Source organism: Haloferax sp. KTX1 (assembly GCF_902410085.1).
In the GTDB taxonomy this organism is placed as follows: Archaea; Halobacteriota; Halobacteria; order Halobacteriales; family Haloferacaceae; genus Haloferax; species Haloferax massiliensis.
This window is the reverse complement of record NZ_CABPRH010000017.1, coordinates 40,991-56,947: the sequence shown is the minus strand read 5'-3', so window position 1 is coordinate 56,947 and position 15,957 is coordinate 40,991. Positions and strand designations below refer to the sequence as shown.

General features: G+C 66.0%; 16 protein-coding genes. 9 read left to right on the top strand and 7 right to left on the bottom strand.

Annotated elements, in window-relative coordinates:
* Positions 1–120: 120 nt before the first annotated feature.
* From FY251_RS19215 to FY251_RS19205, 3 genes are all read left to right on the top strand, one after another.
* Complete coding sequence (locus tag FY251_RS19215) at positions 121–1,305, top strand: outer membrane lipoprotein carrier protein LolA (protein WP_148416619.1); 1,185 nt, start codon at positions 121–123, stop codon at positions 1,303–1,305.
* Positions 1,306–1,645: 340 nt separating this feature from the next.
* Entirely contained in the window at positions 1,646–2,017 is a 372-nt protein-coding gene (locus FY251_RS19210) for a helix-turn-helix domain-containing protein (RefSeq protein ID WP_148416606.1), read from the top strand.
* 1 nt (position 2,018) lies between these two features.
* Positions 2,019–2,330 (top strand): hypothetical protein, encoded by a 312-nt coding sequence (locus FY251_RS19205; protein WP_148416605.1) that lies wholly within the window; start codon positions 2,019–2,021, stop codon positions 2,328–2,330.
* A gap of 362 nt (positions 2,331–2,692) precedes the next feature.
* Here the strand turns inward: FY251_RS19205 and FY251_RS19200 are convergent, their stop codons facing one another.
* Positions 2,693–3,040 carry a hypothetical protein gene (locus FY251_RS19200; protein ID WP_148416604.1) on the bottom strand — a complete coding sequence of 116 codons (348 nt, stop codon included), beginning with the start codon at positions 3,038–3,040 and terminating at the stop codon, positions 2,693–2,695.
* Positions 3,041–3,161: 121 nt separating this feature from the next.
* Here FY251_RS19200 and FY251_RS19195 point away from each other — a divergent pair, with 121 nt between their 5' ends.
* Positions 3,162–4,457, top strand: coding sequence for a DUF6498-containing protein (locus tag FY251_RS19195; RefSeq protein ID WP_222847848.1), 1,296 nt, complete (start codon positions 3,162–3,164; stop codon positions 4,455–4,457).
* Here the strand turns inward: FY251_RS19195 and FY251_RS19190 are convergent.
* The 6 genes from FY251_RS19190 to FY251_RS19165 all read right to left on the bottom strand — a co-directional run bounded on the left by FY251_RS19190 (position 4,379) and on the right by FY251_RS19165 (position 9,715).
* Positions 4,379–5,119 (bottom strand): ABC transporter ATP-binding protein, encoded by a 741-nt coding sequence (locus FY251_RS19190; RefSeq protein ID WP_148416603.1) that lies wholly within the window; start codon positions 5,117–5,119, stop codon positions 4,379–4,381. The two genes, FY251_RS19195 and FY251_RS19190, sit on opposite strands and share 79 nt — an antisense overlap.
* Complete coding sequence (locus tag FY251_RS19185; RefSeq protein WP_148416602.1) at positions 5,119–6,000, bottom strand: ABC transporter permease; 882 nt, start codon at positions 5,998–6,000, stop codon at positions 5,119–5,121. The genes FY251_RS19190 and FY251_RS19185 overlap by 1 nt, the downstream gene beginning before the upstream one ends.
* Positions 5,997–6,935, bottom strand: a complete 939-nt coding sequence (locus tag FY251_RS19180) for an ABC transporter permease (RefSeq protein WP_148416601.1) — start codon at positions 6,933–6,935, stop codon at positions 5,997–5,999. The genes FY251_RS19185 and FY251_RS19180 overlap by 4 nt, the downstream gene beginning before the upstream one ends.
* 2 nt (positions 6,936–6,937) lie before the next feature.
* Positions 6,938–8,041, bottom strand: a complete 1,104-nt coding sequence (locus FY251_RS19175) for an extracellular solute-binding protein (RefSeq protein WP_187367454.1) — start codon at positions 8,039–8,041, stop codon at positions 6,938–6,940.
* Positions 8,042–8,203: 162 nt separating this feature from the next.
* Positions 8,204–9,178, bottom strand: a complete 975-nt coding sequence (locus FY251_RS19170; RefSeq protein WP_148416599.1) for a deoxyhypusine synthase — start codon at positions 9,176–9,178, stop codon at positions 8,204–8,206.
* A gap of 96 nt (positions 9,179–9,274) precedes the next feature.
* Positions 9,275–9,715 carry a DoxX family membrane protein gene (locus FY251_RS19165; RefSeq protein WP_148416598.1) on the bottom strand — a complete coding sequence of 147 codons (441 nt, stop codon included), beginning with the start codon at positions 9,713–9,715 and terminating at the stop codon, positions 9,275–9,277.
* A 673-nt stretch (positions 9,716–10,388) separates the two neighbouring features.
* Between FY251_RS19165 and FY251_RS19160 the strand changes: the two genes are divergently transcribed.
* The 5 genes from FY251_RS19160 (at position 10,389) to FY251_RS19140 (ending at position 15,805) form a co-directional block, all read left to right on the top strand.
* Positions 10,389–11,126, top strand: coding sequence for a 2-phosphosulfolactate phosphatase (locus FY251_RS19160; RefSeq protein WP_148416597.1), 738 nt, complete (start codon positions 10,389–10,391; stop codon positions 11,124–11,126).
* On the top strand, positions 11,119–11,916 hold the full coding sequence (locus tag FY251_RS19155) for a sugar phosphate isomerase/epimerase (protein WP_148416596.1): 798 nt from the start codon (positions 11,119–11,121) through the stop codon (positions 11,914–11,916). The genes FY251_RS19160 and FY251_RS19155 overlap by 8 nt, the downstream gene beginning before the upstream one ends.
* A gap of 227 nt (positions 11,917–12,143) precedes the next feature.
* Positions 12,144–13,007, top strand: coding sequence for a hypothetical protein (locus tag FY251_RS19150; RefSeq protein WP_255516757.1), 864 nt, complete (start codon positions 12,144–12,146; stop codon positions 13,005–13,007).
* A gap of 18 nt (positions 13,008–13,025) precedes the next feature.
* On the top strand, positions 13,026–14,849 hold the full coding sequence (locus FY251_RS19145; RefSeq protein WP_148416595.1) for an ABC transporter ATP-binding protein: 1,824 nt from the start codon (positions 13,026–13,028) through the stop codon (positions 14,847–14,849).
* Positions 14,846–15,805, top strand: a complete 960-nt coding sequence (locus FY251_RS19140; RefSeq protein WP_148416594.1) for an energy-coupling factor transporter transmembrane component T — start codon at positions 14,846–14,848, stop codon at positions 15,803–15,805. The genes FY251_RS19145 and FY251_RS19140 overlap by 4 nt, the downstream gene beginning before the upstream one ends.
* Positions 15,806–15,957: the final 152 nt, after the last annotated feature.

Below are 15,957 nucleotides of genomic sequence, written 5' to 3'. Positions count from 1 at the left end.
ACCCCCGCGACGGAGCTATCGCTGTCGGTCGGTGTCGGTTCGACCGTCCCCGTCGTCCAGAAGTATTTAGCCGTCGGCTCCCAGACACGCAGTCGAACTCCCTGTCAGGGTGCAACCAGCATGACCCGCCCTCCACTCCGCCTCAATCGACGCACGCTCGCCGCGTTCGTGCTTCTCGCCGTCGCGCTCTCCGCGGTCCTCTGGACGACGGGGGGCGCGATAGGTGACGCGAACCCCTCGGTCGACGCGAACGTGACCGAGCGCTACCGCGGCATCGACACGCTCACCGGAACGCAGACGGTCGAAATTCGAGCCAACGGCACGACGACGTCTCGGACCGTCGCCGACGTGACGCTCGTCCCGGAGACCGAGCGGAAGCGCGTGGACTTCCGGAGCGCCGCGAATCGACAGTACGACCGGCAGGTCTCGAACGGGTCGACGCTCTGGCTTCACGACACAGACGGAGCTGAGGTCACCGTCATCGAACTGACGGGGCCGCCGGCCGAGTCGCGGACGGCCGAACGGCTCCAACTGCTCGTCGCGGCCGCGGGGCTGACCGACGACGCCGGTCGCCCGCAGTCCATCGGCGTGTCACCGCTCCCCGTCGTGCCGCGGCACGCCGGTGCCGCCCCGCGAGCCGACGCGAACCGCAGCTACGCCGTCGAGTTCGTCGAGACCGACACCGTCGGTGGGCGCGAGGCGTACGTCCTCGACATCGCGCCCGAGACGAATCGGAGCGAGGCGGGCTACCACCAGCGGTTGTGGCTCGACACCGAGCGGTTCTACCCGCTTCGCAAACAGACCGCGTGGACGGCCGACGGGACCCGGCGGTCGGTGACGACGACGTATACGAACGTGACGTTCGACGCGTCGCTGTCGGCCGACACGTTCCGACCTGACATCGACGCTAACACGACCGTAGAGCGCAAGCGGACGCCGAACACGGAGTGGTTCCGGAGCAGAGCCGACGTGGAAGCACGGAGTTCGATTTCTGTTCCGGTGCCGACGGTCCCGCCCGCGTACGAACTGGTCTACGCCACGCGGACCACCGGCCGCATCGAGGGGGTCGGACTCCGCTACGCCGCCGGCGGCCGCGAGCTCACGGTCGCGAAGTTCAACTACACCCTCGATATCGACGCCGACGAGCGCGACGCGACGGTCGGCGGGCGGCCGGCGACGCTCGACTACGGGCCGACCACGTCGCTGTCGTGGAACTGCGACGGCTACGGCTACACCGTCCGGGGGACCGGCGTCGAGACGGACCGCCTGGTCGAAGTCGGCCGCTCCGTCGGCTGTCCGGCCTGAACTCGCGCGAGTTTCTGGGTCAGAAACTGGCCCCCGTTTTATATAATCTCACGTCGCGTTGGTCGAACTGCGATGGGCCCCGCCGAACCGATATCGGACTGCCCTCCCGAGCAGTACCGTACTGTGCCCTCTGACAGCACTCCGGCACCCATCGCGGTCATCGCTGACGCGGCAGTCCCTCCACGGCATCGCCGTACTGCCCCGCAGTACCGTCGCAGTAATCCGAACCACCGTGCTATCCCGACAGCCCCACCGCACCCCCGTCCCGAGCCGGTCGCCGCGACCAACAGGGGTGGAAACCCGTGGGCCTATTAGTCCGCCGAGCAGTCATTCGACCACCGTGAGTGAGGAACCGGCGCTGGGTGATGTTCTCGACCTCCTCAGCGACGAGTACGCCCGGGACATCCTCGCAGCGACGAGTACCAAACCAATGTCCGCACAAGAGCTTGCCGACGAGTGTGAGATGTCCAAACCGACGGTCTACCGTCGGGTGGAACGATTACAAGCGTACGGACTCCTCGACGAGCAGACCGAGATTCGAACCAGTAACAACCACTACAGCGTCTACACCGCCACGCTCTCCGAGTTCGCCGTCGAATTAGACGACGGCTCGTTCGAGGCGTCGCTGACGCGCACCGGCGACGAGTCGTTCCCCGGCGAGGGGGAACCCGACACCGCCGACCGCTTCAAACGGATGTGGGAGGACCTCTGAGATGGCGACCCTGTCGGCGGTCCTCGACTGGCTCATCGTCGCGCTCGCCCTCGGGTCGACGCTCGTCGGGAGCTACGTCGGCTATCAGGCCTATCGCGGCTACCGCCGTCACGACAGCCGGACGATGCGGGCGCTCTCCGCGGGGCTGTTCCTCCTCACGGCCGTCGCGTTCGGCGTCGCCTTCGTCGGCTCGGTGCTCCTGCGTCAGGGCTACGTCGGCCTCCAGTACCAGCAGCCGCTCACGCTCGTCACGCGGCTGTTCCAGTTCTGCGGCGTCCTCCTCATCGCCTACTCGTTACATTCGCGAGGGTAGTCCGTCCGCGGGCCGTCGCGGCGGTCCCACCGGGCGCGATCCCCGCTCACGTTCACCTCGAACCCTCTCCTCACTCGTCGCTCATTCATCGCTCACTCGTGACTACCACCGTTCACTCGTCGCCGACCTCGAAGCGACAGGTCCGAAACCCGCCTCACGGGTGCGCGAGCTCCCGGAGCTTGGGGACGATGGCGAAGACCGAAAACAGGAACAACGCGAGCGACCACCCCGTGAGCGGTCCGAACGGGGAGACCACCACGGTGACGACGCCGACCACCGTGGAGGGACCATCGGATGCGTCGTTTCGCTCATCCGAATATATCTGATGACGCCCGCTCTCGACCGGCCTCGGCGGCGCGCGACTACTCGGGGAGCGATTCGTAGTCGGCGACCGTCAGCGCCTGCCCGAAGAGCATCAGCCCGATTCCGGTGATGCCAGCCGGGACCGAGACGGCGAGCAGCAGCGAGAAACTCAACGCGCCGATGCCGCCCCCGAGCGCACCCCGCTTCCGGTCGCTCCAGCGTTGGTCTCCGAACCGAACGAGTCGCTTCCAACCGTCGCGGTGGCGGAGGACGAGCGCGGTCGTCGCCGCGTACAGCGGAGCGATTGCCACGGGGAGCAACCCCGGCGCGTCGGCGGTCGAGACGGCCACACCGGCGACAACGAGACCGACGACGAGCGAGGCGAGGTATCGAATGGAGGGACGCACGCATTCTAGATGATTAGTTGACAGTATCAATCTTGTTTTCCGGTCGCGGAGGCGCGGTTCCGACCGCCCGACGCGAGTCAGACCACCTAACTGTTCCGAGCGAAATGTCTCTGCAGTAATAATGCTCACTCCCAGCGAGAGGCGGCGAGCGAAAGTGGCGGTGTTGATGGCGGTCAACGCCGTGCCCCTCGTCGGCGTGCTCGCGCTCGACTGGTCGCTCGTGGCGCTGTTGGCGGTCTACTGGGTCGAACTCGGGGCGTGTCTCGTCGGTGCCGCGGTGAAGGCGCTGTTCGCGGAGGGCAAGCCGGTCTACGACGCGAACGGCTTTTCGTGGCTCGTGTTCGGTGCCCTGGCGGAAAAGCGCGGTCGAATCGGTCTCCCCGTCCTGCCGCTGTCGATTCAGGTCGCGAACCTCCCGGCCATCCTGATTGCCCTCGCCGTCGGAAGCGTGGGCTGGGCTCTCTTCGGTGCAATCGGTGTCGGTGGTGTCGGGGAGACCACGGGCGCGACGATGACCGACGCCGAATCGCTCTCTGTCGGCTTGGGCGTGCTCGCCGTTATCTTCGGCCGCGCCGTCGACGTGGGTCGGTACGTCCTCAGCGGAACCTACGCGTCGGTCCCGCCGCAGCAACCGCTTCAGTCGGCGCTCGTGTCGATGGCGGGAACCGGCTCGGCGCTCCTCATCGGCGGGGGGTTCGTCATTGCGGGTGCCCCGCCGCCGTTCGTGCTGGCGTTCGTCCTCGCGGTGAAACTGCTCGCCGATATCGTCGACGTCTACCGCGACCGACTGGAAGCGTACGACGAGCGCACGTCGGTCGAACTCGGACTCGCTCCCGACACTCCCGAGTGGGAGCGAATCGAGAGCTCGCGGGACGGCTCAGACATCGTCCGACCGAAGCCGTCGGCGGTCGTCGCGGGCGGGGTCGTCCGCGGGCTCAGCTCTCCGCTTTCGGTCCTGCTGGCAGCCGGATTGACGCTGGTCGGCCTGCTCAGCACCGCGACGACCGACGGGGTCGCGGTCGAACTGCTCGGGGGTGCGGTGGTAGTCGCTGGGGCGTTCACCGCGCTGGGCGTCTTCGACCGGTCGTTCCGGTATCTGGCGATGGAGTACCGCATCGGCGACGAGGGTGTCGGGAACGGACGGCTCGTCGGCTACGACCGATTGCTCGGACCGCAATGGCAACTCCCCGGCGAGGCGCGCGCCGAGATGGAGCGCGCCCGAACCGTCACCGACCGCCTGTTCGGAACCGAGACGCTTCGACTCGAACGCGATGACCGCGTGTACCGACTGCCGCACCTCTCTTCGGACGCCGTCGATATCGCGCCGCCACGGTCGAATCACCAACTGACGAACGGGAGGTCGGGCGCGTCGAGCGCGACGAACTCCGAGACGAACTCGTTCGCCGGCGATTCGTAGATCTCTCGGGGCGTGCCGACCTGTTCGACGCGACCCTCGTTCAACACGGCGACGCGGTCGCACATCACCATCGCCTCCTCCTGGTCGTGGGTGACGTAGAGGCCGGTGACGTCCAACTCGGCGAGGAGCGCGCCGATTTCGGTCCGCAGGCGCGCCTTCAGTTGGGCGTCGAGCCCCGTCATCGGCTCGTCCAAGAGGAGGACGTTCGGCTCGATGGCGAGCGCGCGAGCCAGCCCGACGCGCTGTTGTTGGCCGCCGGAGAGCGTCGTCGGGTCGCGGTCGCCCATCTCGCCGATGTCGAGCATTTCGAGCAGTTCCTCGGCTCGGTTCCGTCGCTGGCGCTTCCCGACGCCCCGCATCTTCAGCCCGAACGCGACGTTCTCGGCGACCGTCATGTTGTCGAACAGGGCGTACTCCTGGAAGACCAATCCGACGTTTCGGTTCTCCGGGGGGACGTTCGTCACGTCCTCGCCGTCGAACCTGACCGCACCGTCGGTCGGCGTCTCGAAGCCGGCGACGGTTCGAAGCGTCGTCGTCTTCCCGCACCCCGAGGGGCCGAGCACGCCCAGAATCTCGCCGTCCGAGACGGTCAGTGAAACGCCGTTCAGCGCCGTCGTGTCGTGGTAGTTCTTTCGGACCGCGTCTAGTGTCACGTCTGCCATTAGCTACCTCTGGTGTCGAATCCGCGGCGACCGACCCGCTGTAGGAGGAGGGTGACCGCGACGATGATGAAAAAGAACATCGACACGGCGGCCGCCGCCTTGGTGAACGAACTGTTCGAGATGTGTCGCTGCAAGAACAGCGCCAGCGGCTGGGTGCCTTTCGCCCAGACGATGTACGAGAAGTTGAACTCCGCGGCCGCGAGCGCCCAGCAGATGATGGCTCCCGAGACGATGCCCGAGCGGGCGTTCGGCACGATGACCGTCAGGAACGTCCGCGGCCACGACGCCCCCAGCGAGCGGGCCGATTCCTCCAGTTGCCGCAGCGGCATCGACTCGAACTCGCTTTGCACGGCCATCACCATGAACGGCGCTTTCAGGAGCGAGTAGCCGACGATGAGCCCGAAGCTCGTCGCCGAGAGGTCCGGGTACGCTCGAAGGAACGCGACGCCCAGAATGACTCCCGGAACGAGCGGGAGCACGGAGACGGCGTTGACCCACTCTTTGCCCGGGAACTGGTAGCGAGCGACCGCGTACGCGATGGGGACGCCGACGACGAGGTTGATGAGGACGCCGCCGAGCGCCAGCCCGATGCTGAACGCCAACTCCGCCGGAACCAACACCGAAAGCGTCTCGCCGCCGAGCGGGAGCTTAAACAGGGGGCTCCATCCCATACTGCGCTGGGACCCAATCGTGTCCGCGAGCCCCAGCACCGCCCGCCAGTTCTCGAAGGTGACGAACCCGGAGGGGAGGACGCCGGTCCAACTCGCGGCGAACGAGGCGACGATCGTGAGCACGATGGGCGCGATGAGGAACGCGACCGTCGAAAACAGGGCCAGCGTCACGGCCGACCGTCCGAACCGACGCGAGAGGGACGGCGTCATATGCCGACCTCCGCGCTGGTGTACCGAAGCCCGAGGACGGTGAACAGGAACGTGAACGCGAAGTAGACGGTCGCCATCGCGCCGGCGACCTGCACGTCGTAGCCGACGCCGAGTTCCCGCGAGAGCTGGAGCGTCCAGACGACGAGCGTCTGGATGACGACGAGCGTCCCGAAAATCGCCAGTCCCGTCCGGAACGTGAGAATCAGCGCCCCGGTGATGCCCGGTCGAATCTGCGGGAGCGTGACGTACCGAAACGTCTCGAACGGCGTCGCGCCGAGGGCTTGCGCGGCCTCTTCGGCGGCCGAGTCGAGTTCGGCGTACGTCCCGCGGAGGATGAGCGTCGCGCGCGGCACCATCGAGTACACGAAGGCGACGAACAGCCCCGGGACGCTGACCGCAAAGGCGAGGTCGGTGGGCCGACTCCCGGTGAGGGCGGCCGCGACTGCGGTGACGACGCCGTTGTTCCCGAACAGCACCAGAATCATGAACGCGGCGACGATGCCGGGGAGGCTGATGGGAAACGAGACGAGCGTGACGAGGAGGTCCTCGCCGGGCAGGTCGTACTTTTCGAGGGCGTGCGCGATGGGGACGGCGAGCCCGACCGAGACGAGCGTCGTTCCCGTGGTCAGCCACAGGGAGTCGAACGCCACTCGGCGGTAGTAGGGGTCGCCGAACAGCGTCGCGTAGGCGTCGAGCGAGAACCCGACCGACCGGTACTGGGCCGTCGAGACGCTGATGCGAACGACCTCGGAGAGGGGGTACACCCCCGCGACGAGCAACAGCACCGAAAACGGCGCGCACAGCGCGACGATGCGGCGGTACTCGCGCTCTCGTTCGGTGACGGGGTTCGCGACGCTCTCGAACGCGCCGACCACCCGCGCCGCGAGCGCCCGGAGCGTCGAGTGCGGACTGGTCTCGGCGTGTCGGTCGGACATCCTCAGATGTTCGCGCCGCGCGTTATCTCTCGGATGATGTCCTCCTGTTTCTCGACCAACTGACCGTAGTCGACTTGAAACTCGGTCCGGTCGTACTCGGTCGGGTCGATGAACTCGTCGGGAAGCTCCAGCTCCGAGGAGCGAATCGGCCTGACGTAGGCGTCGAGGAACTGCTGTTGGCCCTCCAGCGAGAGGACGTAGTCCATGAACAGCTTCCCCGCCGCGGGGTTCGGCGCGCCCTCCAAGAGCGCGTAGCCGTACGGCATGTTGAGCGCGCCCTTATTGCCGTTTTCGCCGCCCAAGAGCGCGACGCCGACGTTCTCTTCTGCGACCTCGTCGTTGTTGTACTTGAGGTCCAGCCCGGAGTAGTCGTATCGGATGAACGTCGCGTACTCGCCGCGGGAGAACTGCGCGAGGAAGTTGTCGGTGAACTCAGCGCCGCCCTCCTGAATCCGCTCGTAGTAGTCGATGACGGGCTGGAGGTCGTCCATCCCCCCGCCGCGGGCGTTGTTGACCGACAGCGCCGCCGCGAGCCCGACCGCCGCCTGCGGGGTCTGGAGCGCGAGGTCCTGCATAATTTCGGGCTGGAGCAGGTCCTCCCACGTGGTCGGCTCGTCGAGGCCGCGTTCCTCGTAGATGTCCTTCCGGTAGGTCACGGCCGTCGTCACCCGGCGGGTCGCCGTGACGTGGCCGTCGTCGGTCTTGAGCGAGTCAGGAACCTTGTCCCACCCCTGTGGCTTGTACGCCTGCGTGAAGCCCTCGTTCCGGGCGACGATGCCGTAGGTGTAGCCGCCGTTGTACCCGGAGTGCGTCATGTTGTTCGAATGCGAGCGCATGTGCTGGAGCGCCTCGCCCGACGAGCGGTCGTCGTCGTGGACGGCCACGCCGTAGGAATCCTCGAACGACTGCATCAGCGACGGCCAGTTCATCCACCCGGACTGCACGCAGTAGAAGTACAGCGTATCGGGGAACGCGGTGGCCTCGATGTTCGTCTGGAAGTCCCGATAGCCGACCTCGTACGTCTCCGCGTCGCCGCCACCGGAACCCGTCGCGTCGGCGTCACTCTCGGAACTGCTCGTCGTCAGACAGCCGGCGAGACCCGCCACCGCCGCGGCAGAACCCCCGATGAAACTTCGCCTTGTTGATACCATCACTCGGGCAACACGACCGGCCCCTAAAGGGGATTGCTATGAGCCTAACGTAGTCCGTTTCGACGGTTGGGACACCCACATAGCGCTACAAAGGGGACAATAGGGAGCGGCGGCGCGCTAGTTCTTGAACGCGCCCGCAACGAGGAGCGGGAAGACGAGCGTCGCCTCGGCTTCGATTTGCGTGTAGTTCGTGTCGTGATCCTTGATTTTCCCCCACGACACGGCTTCGTTCGGGGGCGCGCCGGACAGCGAGCCGTCGCCCTCCATCCCCGTCGAGATGTAGACGACGTAGTCCGCGCCGCCGCGGAAGAGATTCGTCATGATTGCGTGGTGCTTGGGGACGCCGCCGCCGACGGCGATAAGACCGGTTTCGTCCGCGAGGAGGCCGTTTTGGATGAGCGAGTCGTAGTCGTCGAGAATCTCGATGCCGACGTCCTTGTCGTAGCCCTGTCGGTAGTAGTAGAGGAAGTTACCCACCTCGGCGTCGGTGAGCGCCGGGCAGTAGACCGGCACGTCGTTGTCGGCCGCCTGCTTCAACACCGAGTGCTCGTCGTCGAGCGTCTCGCCCAGCTCGCGGGCGAACGCCGTCGGCGTCCGCACCTTCTCCTCCGCGAAGAAGTCCTCGAAGAAGTCGTAGAGGTACTCTTCGAGCCAGACGTACCGGTCGGAGGGGACGTAGATGTTGCCGAGCCGGTTGATGCCGCGCTCGCGGAGCGCACCCTCGTCGGCGTCCCACGAGCCCATCTTGAACGGCTTGGCGGTCTTGATGACGTCCTCGGTCAGCGAGCCGGAGGTGGTGATGAGCACGTCGACGAAACCTTCGCGGACGAGGTAGGCGACGGCCTCGCGTAGGCCCGACGAGACGATGTTCGAGGTGAACGTCAGATAGACGGTCGCGTCCGCCTCCTGCATCTCTTCGGCGATGTCGATGGCTTCGGCGAGCTGCGTCGCCTGAAATCCGGTCGTCGCGTACGCGTCGAGGAACTCGTCGAAGTCGAACGAGCCGTCGAAGTCGTAGCCCCGAACGTCGGCCGAATCGATGGCCTCGTCGCTTCCGGGGACGACGTGGTCGTGAGTGTCGTCTTCGGTCATCGGGTACGGCTCGCACCGGCGCGCTTGAATCAGTTCCGTTCGGTTCCGAAAACAGCCGGACGGCGTGGGGCTCGGCACCGATTCACTCGGTGACGGTCACCGGCCCGGGGACGAGTCGACGCCGTCGGACTCCGGTCGAGTGTACCACCACGCCCACGCGACGAGCACGCCCTGAAGCGGCAGTCGGAGCCACAGGGCGGCGTCGGAGGGCTCTCGAAGTGCCGCCGGAACGCCTTCGAGGGCGATATCGCTCGTCGCCATGTAGACGTTCGCGGGGAAGACCGCGACCAACAGCGCGATGAGCCCCCACGCGGCGATGCGTTGGGTGTGGCGGAGGACGACGCCGACGCCGAGAGCGATTTCGGCGACGCCCGAGACGTAGACGAGTGCGAGCGCCGCCGGGAAGACCGGCGGGACGACCTGCGCGTACGCGTCGGGTACGACGAAGTGCATCACGCCGGCGAGGACGTAGAGCGCACCCATCGCGTACCGGAGCGGCGTCTTGAGTCGAGTGAGTCGTTCGGCGGCGAAAGCCATCTCGACTCGACGTTGGACCGGCGGTCAAAGACGCTGTCGGCGTCGGTTTCGGCGAAGCGGCGGTCGGTACTGTTCCGGGGGTCGAGACCGCGTATTCGAAAATCAATAGTCGTATAGTACTAATATAAATATTCGATCTTGAACTCGTTCCGTTCGTCGTAACCGCTCTTTTCAGCATATTCACCCGTTTGGACGAGTCAACGTCTGTAACGACCGTCCCAAAGAACCGCGCTGCAGGGAGCGAGGAACTCGCCGACACCACTTGTACTCGAAAACGTACTCTTGAGCCATAACCGCTCCGCTTTCAGCGGACGCTGTCGACCGAGTCGAACTCGCAGCCGTGGTGCGAGAACGCGGTCGACACGGCTCGATTATCTCGCGAGCGAGGGCGCGGTCGGTGCCTGATTCCGAGATGGGCCTAGTAATTGTAGCTGTGAAATTTCAGACCGGTTTTAGTATTATTTTCTGACTATTTCCTCGTCGAAGGCGATTGTCGAGAGCGCGCTATCCGTCGAGACGAACACGGTTCTACACGACCGCACGACGCGGTACGCGCGAGTGACGAGCCGCGCAGCCGGGGTGCTGCCTGCGGGCGAAGCGAACTACGGATAGTACGTCCCGGTATATATCGCTACTAGCAATCGACTTGTAGGTGTTGTAGAGAACCTGGGCTATGTCCGCAGATGGACGACAGACAGAGCCGTTCGTAGAGACGTTGATAGAGGGCTGTGAGAACATCCCGGCGAAGCCGACACCGGGCGACTACGTCGTGGTCGACGTGACGCACTTCTCGGCGACCGTCGCGGAACTGCTCGCGCTCGGCGCGGAGTACGTCCACGTGACCGACGAGCGCGGCGACGAACCGGCGTATCGGGAGGACCACCCCGAGTGCCTCATCGGCGGCGGCAAGACCGACGACTACGAACCGAACCCCGGCTACGACTTCTTCAACTCGCCGAGCTACGTCCAGCGATTGGACCTCGACGGGCGGCCGACCGCGATGACCTCCACGAACGGCGGGCGGGCAGTCTCGACGCTCCGCGAGCGCGGCGGGTCCGACGTCGAGGTGTTCGTCGGCGGCTACACGAACGCCGCGGCGGTCGCGGACCTGCTCGACGACCGCGGGCGGCCGGTCACCATCGTCGCCAGCGGGTCGAGCGGCCAGCCGACGCCCGACGACACGCTCGGCGCGGCGCTCATCGACGAACACCTCCACGGCGACGGTCTCACCGACCGCGAGCGCGAGCGCTACGCGCGCCTCCTCGTGACCGCGAAGGGACCGCGATACGAACAGAAACACGAGATTCGGCGGCGCGACCTCCACGAGTTCGAGACGGCCATCGACTCCCGGTCGGTCGTGCCCGTCCTCCGCGGCGACCGCCTCGTCCCCGCGAGCCGGGTCGATGTCTGAGGCGACGCCCGTCCAGCGACCGCGGTTCGGCGCGTCGATGGACATCCGCTACGCCGACGGAGTCGCCTCGTTCGCCGAGTTCCTCCGCAGATTCGACCTGGACCACGTCGAACTCCGCGCGGGCTATCTGGACGTTCGGGCGAACGAGCGAGACGCCGAGCGCCTGCGGGCGGTCGCCGAGGAGTTCGACGTGACGTACACGGTCCACGGCCCCCACCTCGATGTCGCGCCCGGGAACGTCAACGAGCGACTTCGGAGGGCCACGGTCGCGGCAACGAGAGACGCCATCGAACTCGCCGCGGCAATCGACGCCGGCGGCGTCATCGTCCACGGGGGGTCGGTTCGGACCCGCTATCCCGACCACGTCCGCGAACACACCCGCGAGCAGGCGGTCCAGACGCTCCGCGAGTGCGCCGAGTTCGCCGCCGAGGCGGGCGTTCCGGTCTGCCTCGAAAACCAGCGCGACAAACCGGAGACGCGTCGGCACACGGCGACTCCCGACCGACTCGCCGCGTTCCTCGACGACGTCGGCGTCGGCGACGAGTTCCTGAAGCTGACGCTCGACGTGGGCCACGCGAAGGCGACGGGCGTCGACTACCGGCGGTTCGTCGAGCGGTTCGGCGACCGTATTCAGGTCGCACACCTCCACGACAACGACGGCACCGAAGACGCGCACGAACCGCTTCCGTCGTTCCGGTCGGTCGCCGCGGACGTCGACGCCCCGTACAACGTCTTGGAGATGAAGTCCCGCGCGGACGTCGAGCGCTGCGTGGGCGCGAGCGACGCCTGACGGTCGGCGTCGACGTCGCCGCCGCTCGGTTTTTTAGACCGGCAGTCACGCTCAGGAGCGTCCGAATCGCTCCGCGAGCGCCGCGACCGGGTGGTATCCGGAGCGGAACATACCACCGCGATTTCTATGTACGTCCACCGATCGATACGCAGAGTATAGTTCGATATACAGTCGTACGCCATACTCATACCAACGGTTAAACAGGTTGCTTAACCACCACCACCCGGATGGTGACAACGTCCAACAACTCGGGTAGTGCGTTCAGTTTCGACCATCGGGACATGATGGCGTTCATCCTCGTCATGTCGCTACACGGTCTGCAGAGCATGATTACGGAGCTCCTTCCGGAGTTCTCGATAGGCGGGTTAGGCGTCTCTATCGGACCGTTCTGGTTCGTTGCGATGTCGGTCGTCCTTCTGTTCCGCTCGTTTTGGGCCTGTCTCGCGATTCCGGTCGGCGGCATCGTCTTCGGAGAGATTCTCATCGGCGACTTCAGCGCCCTCGGAGCGGTCGAGGGGCTCATCGTCGTCACGCTGTCGTGGTTCTTCGTGATGTCGCTCATCACGGACCCGAAAGACGTCAAACAGATCGCGGCGCTGGGCTTCCTCGCGAAGGCGATGGAGGAGACCGCGGCGTGGTTCATCGACGTCGGGAAGTTCTACGTCGGCGTCGAGGAACTCGAAGCGATTTCGTGGCTCCCCGAGACCGTGTGGGCCACCGAGGGAATCGGTGCCCTGCTGCAGATTATCATCGCCGGCGTCGTCTTCGGGGCGATTCCGACGCTGTACCTCTACCCGCGACTCCGCGGGAAAATCGAACCGCTGCTCGGCATGAGTCCCGTCGAGGGCCGCGACGGTCCGATGTTCACGCGAACGTCTCTGAAGCGACTCATCGCGTGGGTGGCGCTGATTCCCGTCGCGTTCGCGTTCGAGACGCTGAGCGAGACCAGCGGCGGGCTCATCACGTTCACGCCTGAGTTCGTCGAAACGTACGGCCAAGCGTTCCTGTTCGTGCCCATCGTCATCGCGGCGGTCGTCTCGTTCGGGCTCGTCGCCTACCGCCAGCGCAAGGTCGATGGCCTGCAGGACTGACTCCCATCGCTTCGTTTTATGAGCAGTAACAACATCGTCGTGGAGAACCTGACGTTTCAGTACCCCGGCGGCGACGAGGCGGTATTGCGAGATGCGAGCGTGACGATAGAGCCGGGCGAGTTCACGGCCGTCGTCGGCGGCAACGGAAGCGGAAAGACGACCCTGTGTAAGACGTTTAACGGCCTCATCCCGCACTTCTTCGAGGGGACGTTCGACGGGCAGGTCACCGTCGCCGGCACCGACACCCGCGAGTCGGACGTCGCCGAGCTCTCGAAGACGGTCGGCTACGTCTTCCAGGACTTCGAGAACCAACTCGTTCAGGAGACGGTCCGCGACGACGTGGAGTTCGCTCCCCTCAACCACGGGCTCGACGACTACGCCGAACGGGCGACGAGCGCGCTCGAAACCCTCGATCTCGACCATCTCGAAGACCGATTCATCTGGGAGCTGAGCGGCGGCCAGCAACACCTCGTCGCCCTCGCGGGGGTGCTCGCGATGGACCCCGAGTTCATCTTCGTCGACGAGCCGGCCGCACAGCTCGACCCTCGAAACGCCCGCGAGACGTACGAACAGCTCCGACGACTCAACGAGGAGCGGGACAAGACGATAATCGTCATCGAACACCACTCCGAGTTCATCGCCGACTACTGCGACGAGATGGTGCTCGTCTCCGACGGCGGGGTCGCCTGGAAGGAACCGGTCGAGGTCGGACTCAACAGGCTCGACGACTTACTCGCCCACGACATCCACCCGCCGCAGGTCACGCAAATCGCCGACGGCCTGCCGTCCGAGGTGGGTTCCCTGCCCAGTGGTCGGTATCCCGTGACCGTCGACGAGGCGGCGACGGCGTTTCAGTCCGCCACGACGCGCGAGTCGCGGGCCGCGGTCGACGGCGGCACGGTAGCGACACCCGGCGCAGCCACCGACAACGCGTCGACCGACCGCGAGCAGGACGGGGACGCACTGGTGACGATGCGCGGTGTCGGCCACGGCTATCCCACGCTTCGAGAGGGGTACAACCGCGTCCTCGATGGACTGGACCTCGAACTGCACGCGGGCGACCGGGTCGCGCTCGTCGGTGCCAACGGCTCCGGGAAGTCGACGCTGTTGCGGTTGATGACGGGGTTGGAGTCCCCGGACCAAGGAGAGGTGACGGTCCTCGGGCGCGACACGAGCGAGACGCTCCCCGAACAGTTGGCCGACGACACCGTCTACATCCACCAGAACCCCGAGGAGATGTTCGTCGAGGACACCGTCCGCAAGGACGTCGCCTACTACCTCGAAAACCGCGACGCCCCGAACGTTGACGAACGCGTCGGCGAGATTCTCGCGTATCTGGACCTCGAACACCTCGCCGACCGCGACGGCCGCCTGATGAGCCTCGGCCAACAGCGCCGCGCGTCGCTGGGCATCGGCCTCGCGACCGACCCGACGGTCGTCCTCTTGGACGAACCCACGGGCAGCCTCGACCTCCAGAGCCGCCGCGAGGTGACCGGCATGCTCCGGAAGGCCGAGAGCCGCGTCGAGACCGTCGTCGTCGCCTCGCACGACCTGCAACTGGTCGCGGCGTGGGCCAACCGCGTCCTCGTCATGGGCGAGGGCGAGGTGCTCGCGGACGCCCCGCCCGCGGCGGTGTTCTCCGACCCGGACCTCCTCGCCGAGACCGACCTGCGACGGCCGCAGGTGGTCGAACTGAGCCAGCGACTCGGGCTGGAATCGCCCGCCCTCAGCACCGACGCGATGTGCGAGACGCTGGCTCGTTCGCTCGACGGCGACGGGCTCGCAGACGGCGGTGTCGGTGACGTGGGTGGCGACGCCGAGCCGAACGGAGGGACGCGATGAAGTACGTCGACGCGCTCACCGACATCTCTGTCGCCGACGTCAAGGTCGACTTGATGCGGACCGCCTACGACAACGAGGACGCGCTGTTGAACAGCTTCGACCCGCGGGTCGTCCTGCTGTGGACCGTGCTGTTCATGATTATCCCGTGGCTGTTCTACGACACGCTCCCGCTGGCCATCCTGCTCGCGGCGGCCTTCGCGCTCGCCGCGCTCTCGCAGGTCAGCAAATACCTGCTCGCGTTGCTCCTGTTCGGCCAAGTCACCAACGTCGGCTTCTTCGTGGTGTTAGTCCCGCTCATCGGCGGGACGATGCGAGCGGCGGGTCACTTGGGTGACAACGCCGGCCGGGTCGTCGAAGGCGTCACGACCGGCGATGTGAGCGCGTTCGCCGAGACCGGGACTATCGTCGCGGCCGCGGTCGGCCGAGGCGTCCACACCGCCACGACCAGTCAGGAAGTCGGAATCGACGCCGTCGGGGCGCTCGTCCCGTTCTTCCTCAAGCTCACGATTATCTCGGTCATCAGCCTCGCCGTCTTCTCGGCGATGAGCCCGCAGAAACTCAGCAAGGGGATGTTGCGTCTGGGCGTCCCCCGACAGCTCACGTTCGCAATCGCGTACGGCTACCGGATGATGCCGCTCCTCGTCGAGGAGTACCACGCGCTCATCAACTCGTTCCGCCTTCGAAGTAAGGTCCCCGAGAAACAAGGACTGTTCAGGTGGCGCTACTTCTACTACCTGCTGACGCTCTCGGTCAAGGCGTTTTATCCGCTGATTTTCAACGTGGCGAAGCGCTCGCGGGTCACCGTGGAAGCGATGGAGACGAAGGGGTTCTCGCGCTCGCTGGGCGACGAACGGAGCCAAGCCCTCCGGACCGAGGGCATGATGGTTCGGACCCGAGACGTCACCTTCGTCTTCGGGTCGCTGCTGTTCGTCGCCGCGGTCTGGGCGTTCACCTGACCGAGGCTCGGTACCTTGCGGACGATACTCAGCGTCGCAGCCACTTCGTCGGTCGTCGTCAGAAGTGAACCCCGTCGAGGTGGGTATATCGCCGCCGAATCGACGCACGCAGCGGAGTTACACGGGTAGGCCTGTTATCGACGTGACGCCGA

What these genes read in the sequence shown, in the direction of transcription:
- FY251_RS19215 (WP_148416619.1), top strand. Translation starts at nt 121, where the DNA reads ATGACCCGCCCTCCACTCCGCCTCAATCGACGCACGCTCGCCGCGTTC.
- FY251_RS19205 (WP_148416605.1), top strand. Translation starts at nt 2,019, where the DNA reads ATGGCGACCCTGTCGGCGGTCCTCGACTGGCTCATCGTCGCGCTCGCC.
- FY251_RS19195 (WP_222847848.1), top strand. Translation starts at nt 3,162, where the DNA reads ATGCTCACTCCCAGCGAGAGGCGGCGAGCGAAAGTGGCGGTGTTGATG.
- FY251_RS19190 (WP_148416603.1), bottom strand. Translation starts at nt 5,119, where the DNA reads ATGGCAGACGTGACACTAGACGCGGTCCGAAAGAACTACCACGACACG.
- FY251_RS19185 (WP_148416602.1), bottom strand. Translation starts at nt 6,000, where the DNA reads ATGACGCCGTCCCTCTCGCGTCGGTTCGGACGGTCGGCCGTGACGCTG.
- FY251_RS19180 (WP_148416601.1), bottom strand. Translation starts at nt 6,935, where the DNA reads ATGTCCGACCGACACGCCGAGACCAGTCCGCACTCGACGCTCCGGGCG.
- FY251_RS19170 (WP_148416599.1), bottom strand. Translation starts at nt 9,178, where the DNA reads ATGACCGAAGACGACACTCACGACCACGTCGTCCCCGGAAGCGACGAG.
- FY251_RS19165 (WP_148416598.1), bottom strand. Translation starts at nt 9,715, where the DNA reads ATGGCTTTCGCCGCCGAACGACTCACTCGACTCAAGACGCCGCTCCGG.
- FY251_RS19160 (WP_148416597.1), top strand. Translation starts at nt 10,389, where the DNA reads ATGTCCGCAGATGGACGACAGACAGAGCCGTTCGTAGAGACGTTGATA.
- FY251_RS19155 (WP_148416596.1), top strand. Translation starts at nt 11,119, where the DNA reads ATGTCTGAGGCGACGCCCGTCCAGCGACCGCGGTTCGGCGCGTCGATG.
- FY251_RS19150 (WP_255516757.1), top strand. Translation starts at nt 12,144, where the DNA reads ATGGTGACAACGTCCAACAACTCGGGTAGTGCGTTCAGTTTCGACCAT.
- FY251_RS19145 (WP_148416595.1), top strand. Translation starts at nt 13,026, where the DNA reads ATGAGCAGTAACAACATCGTCGTGGAGAACCTGACGTTTCAGTACCCC.
- FY251_RS19140 (WP_148416594.1), top strand. Translation starts at nt 14,846, where the DNA reads ATGAAGTACGTCGACGCGCTCACCGACATCTCTGTCGCCGACGTCAAG.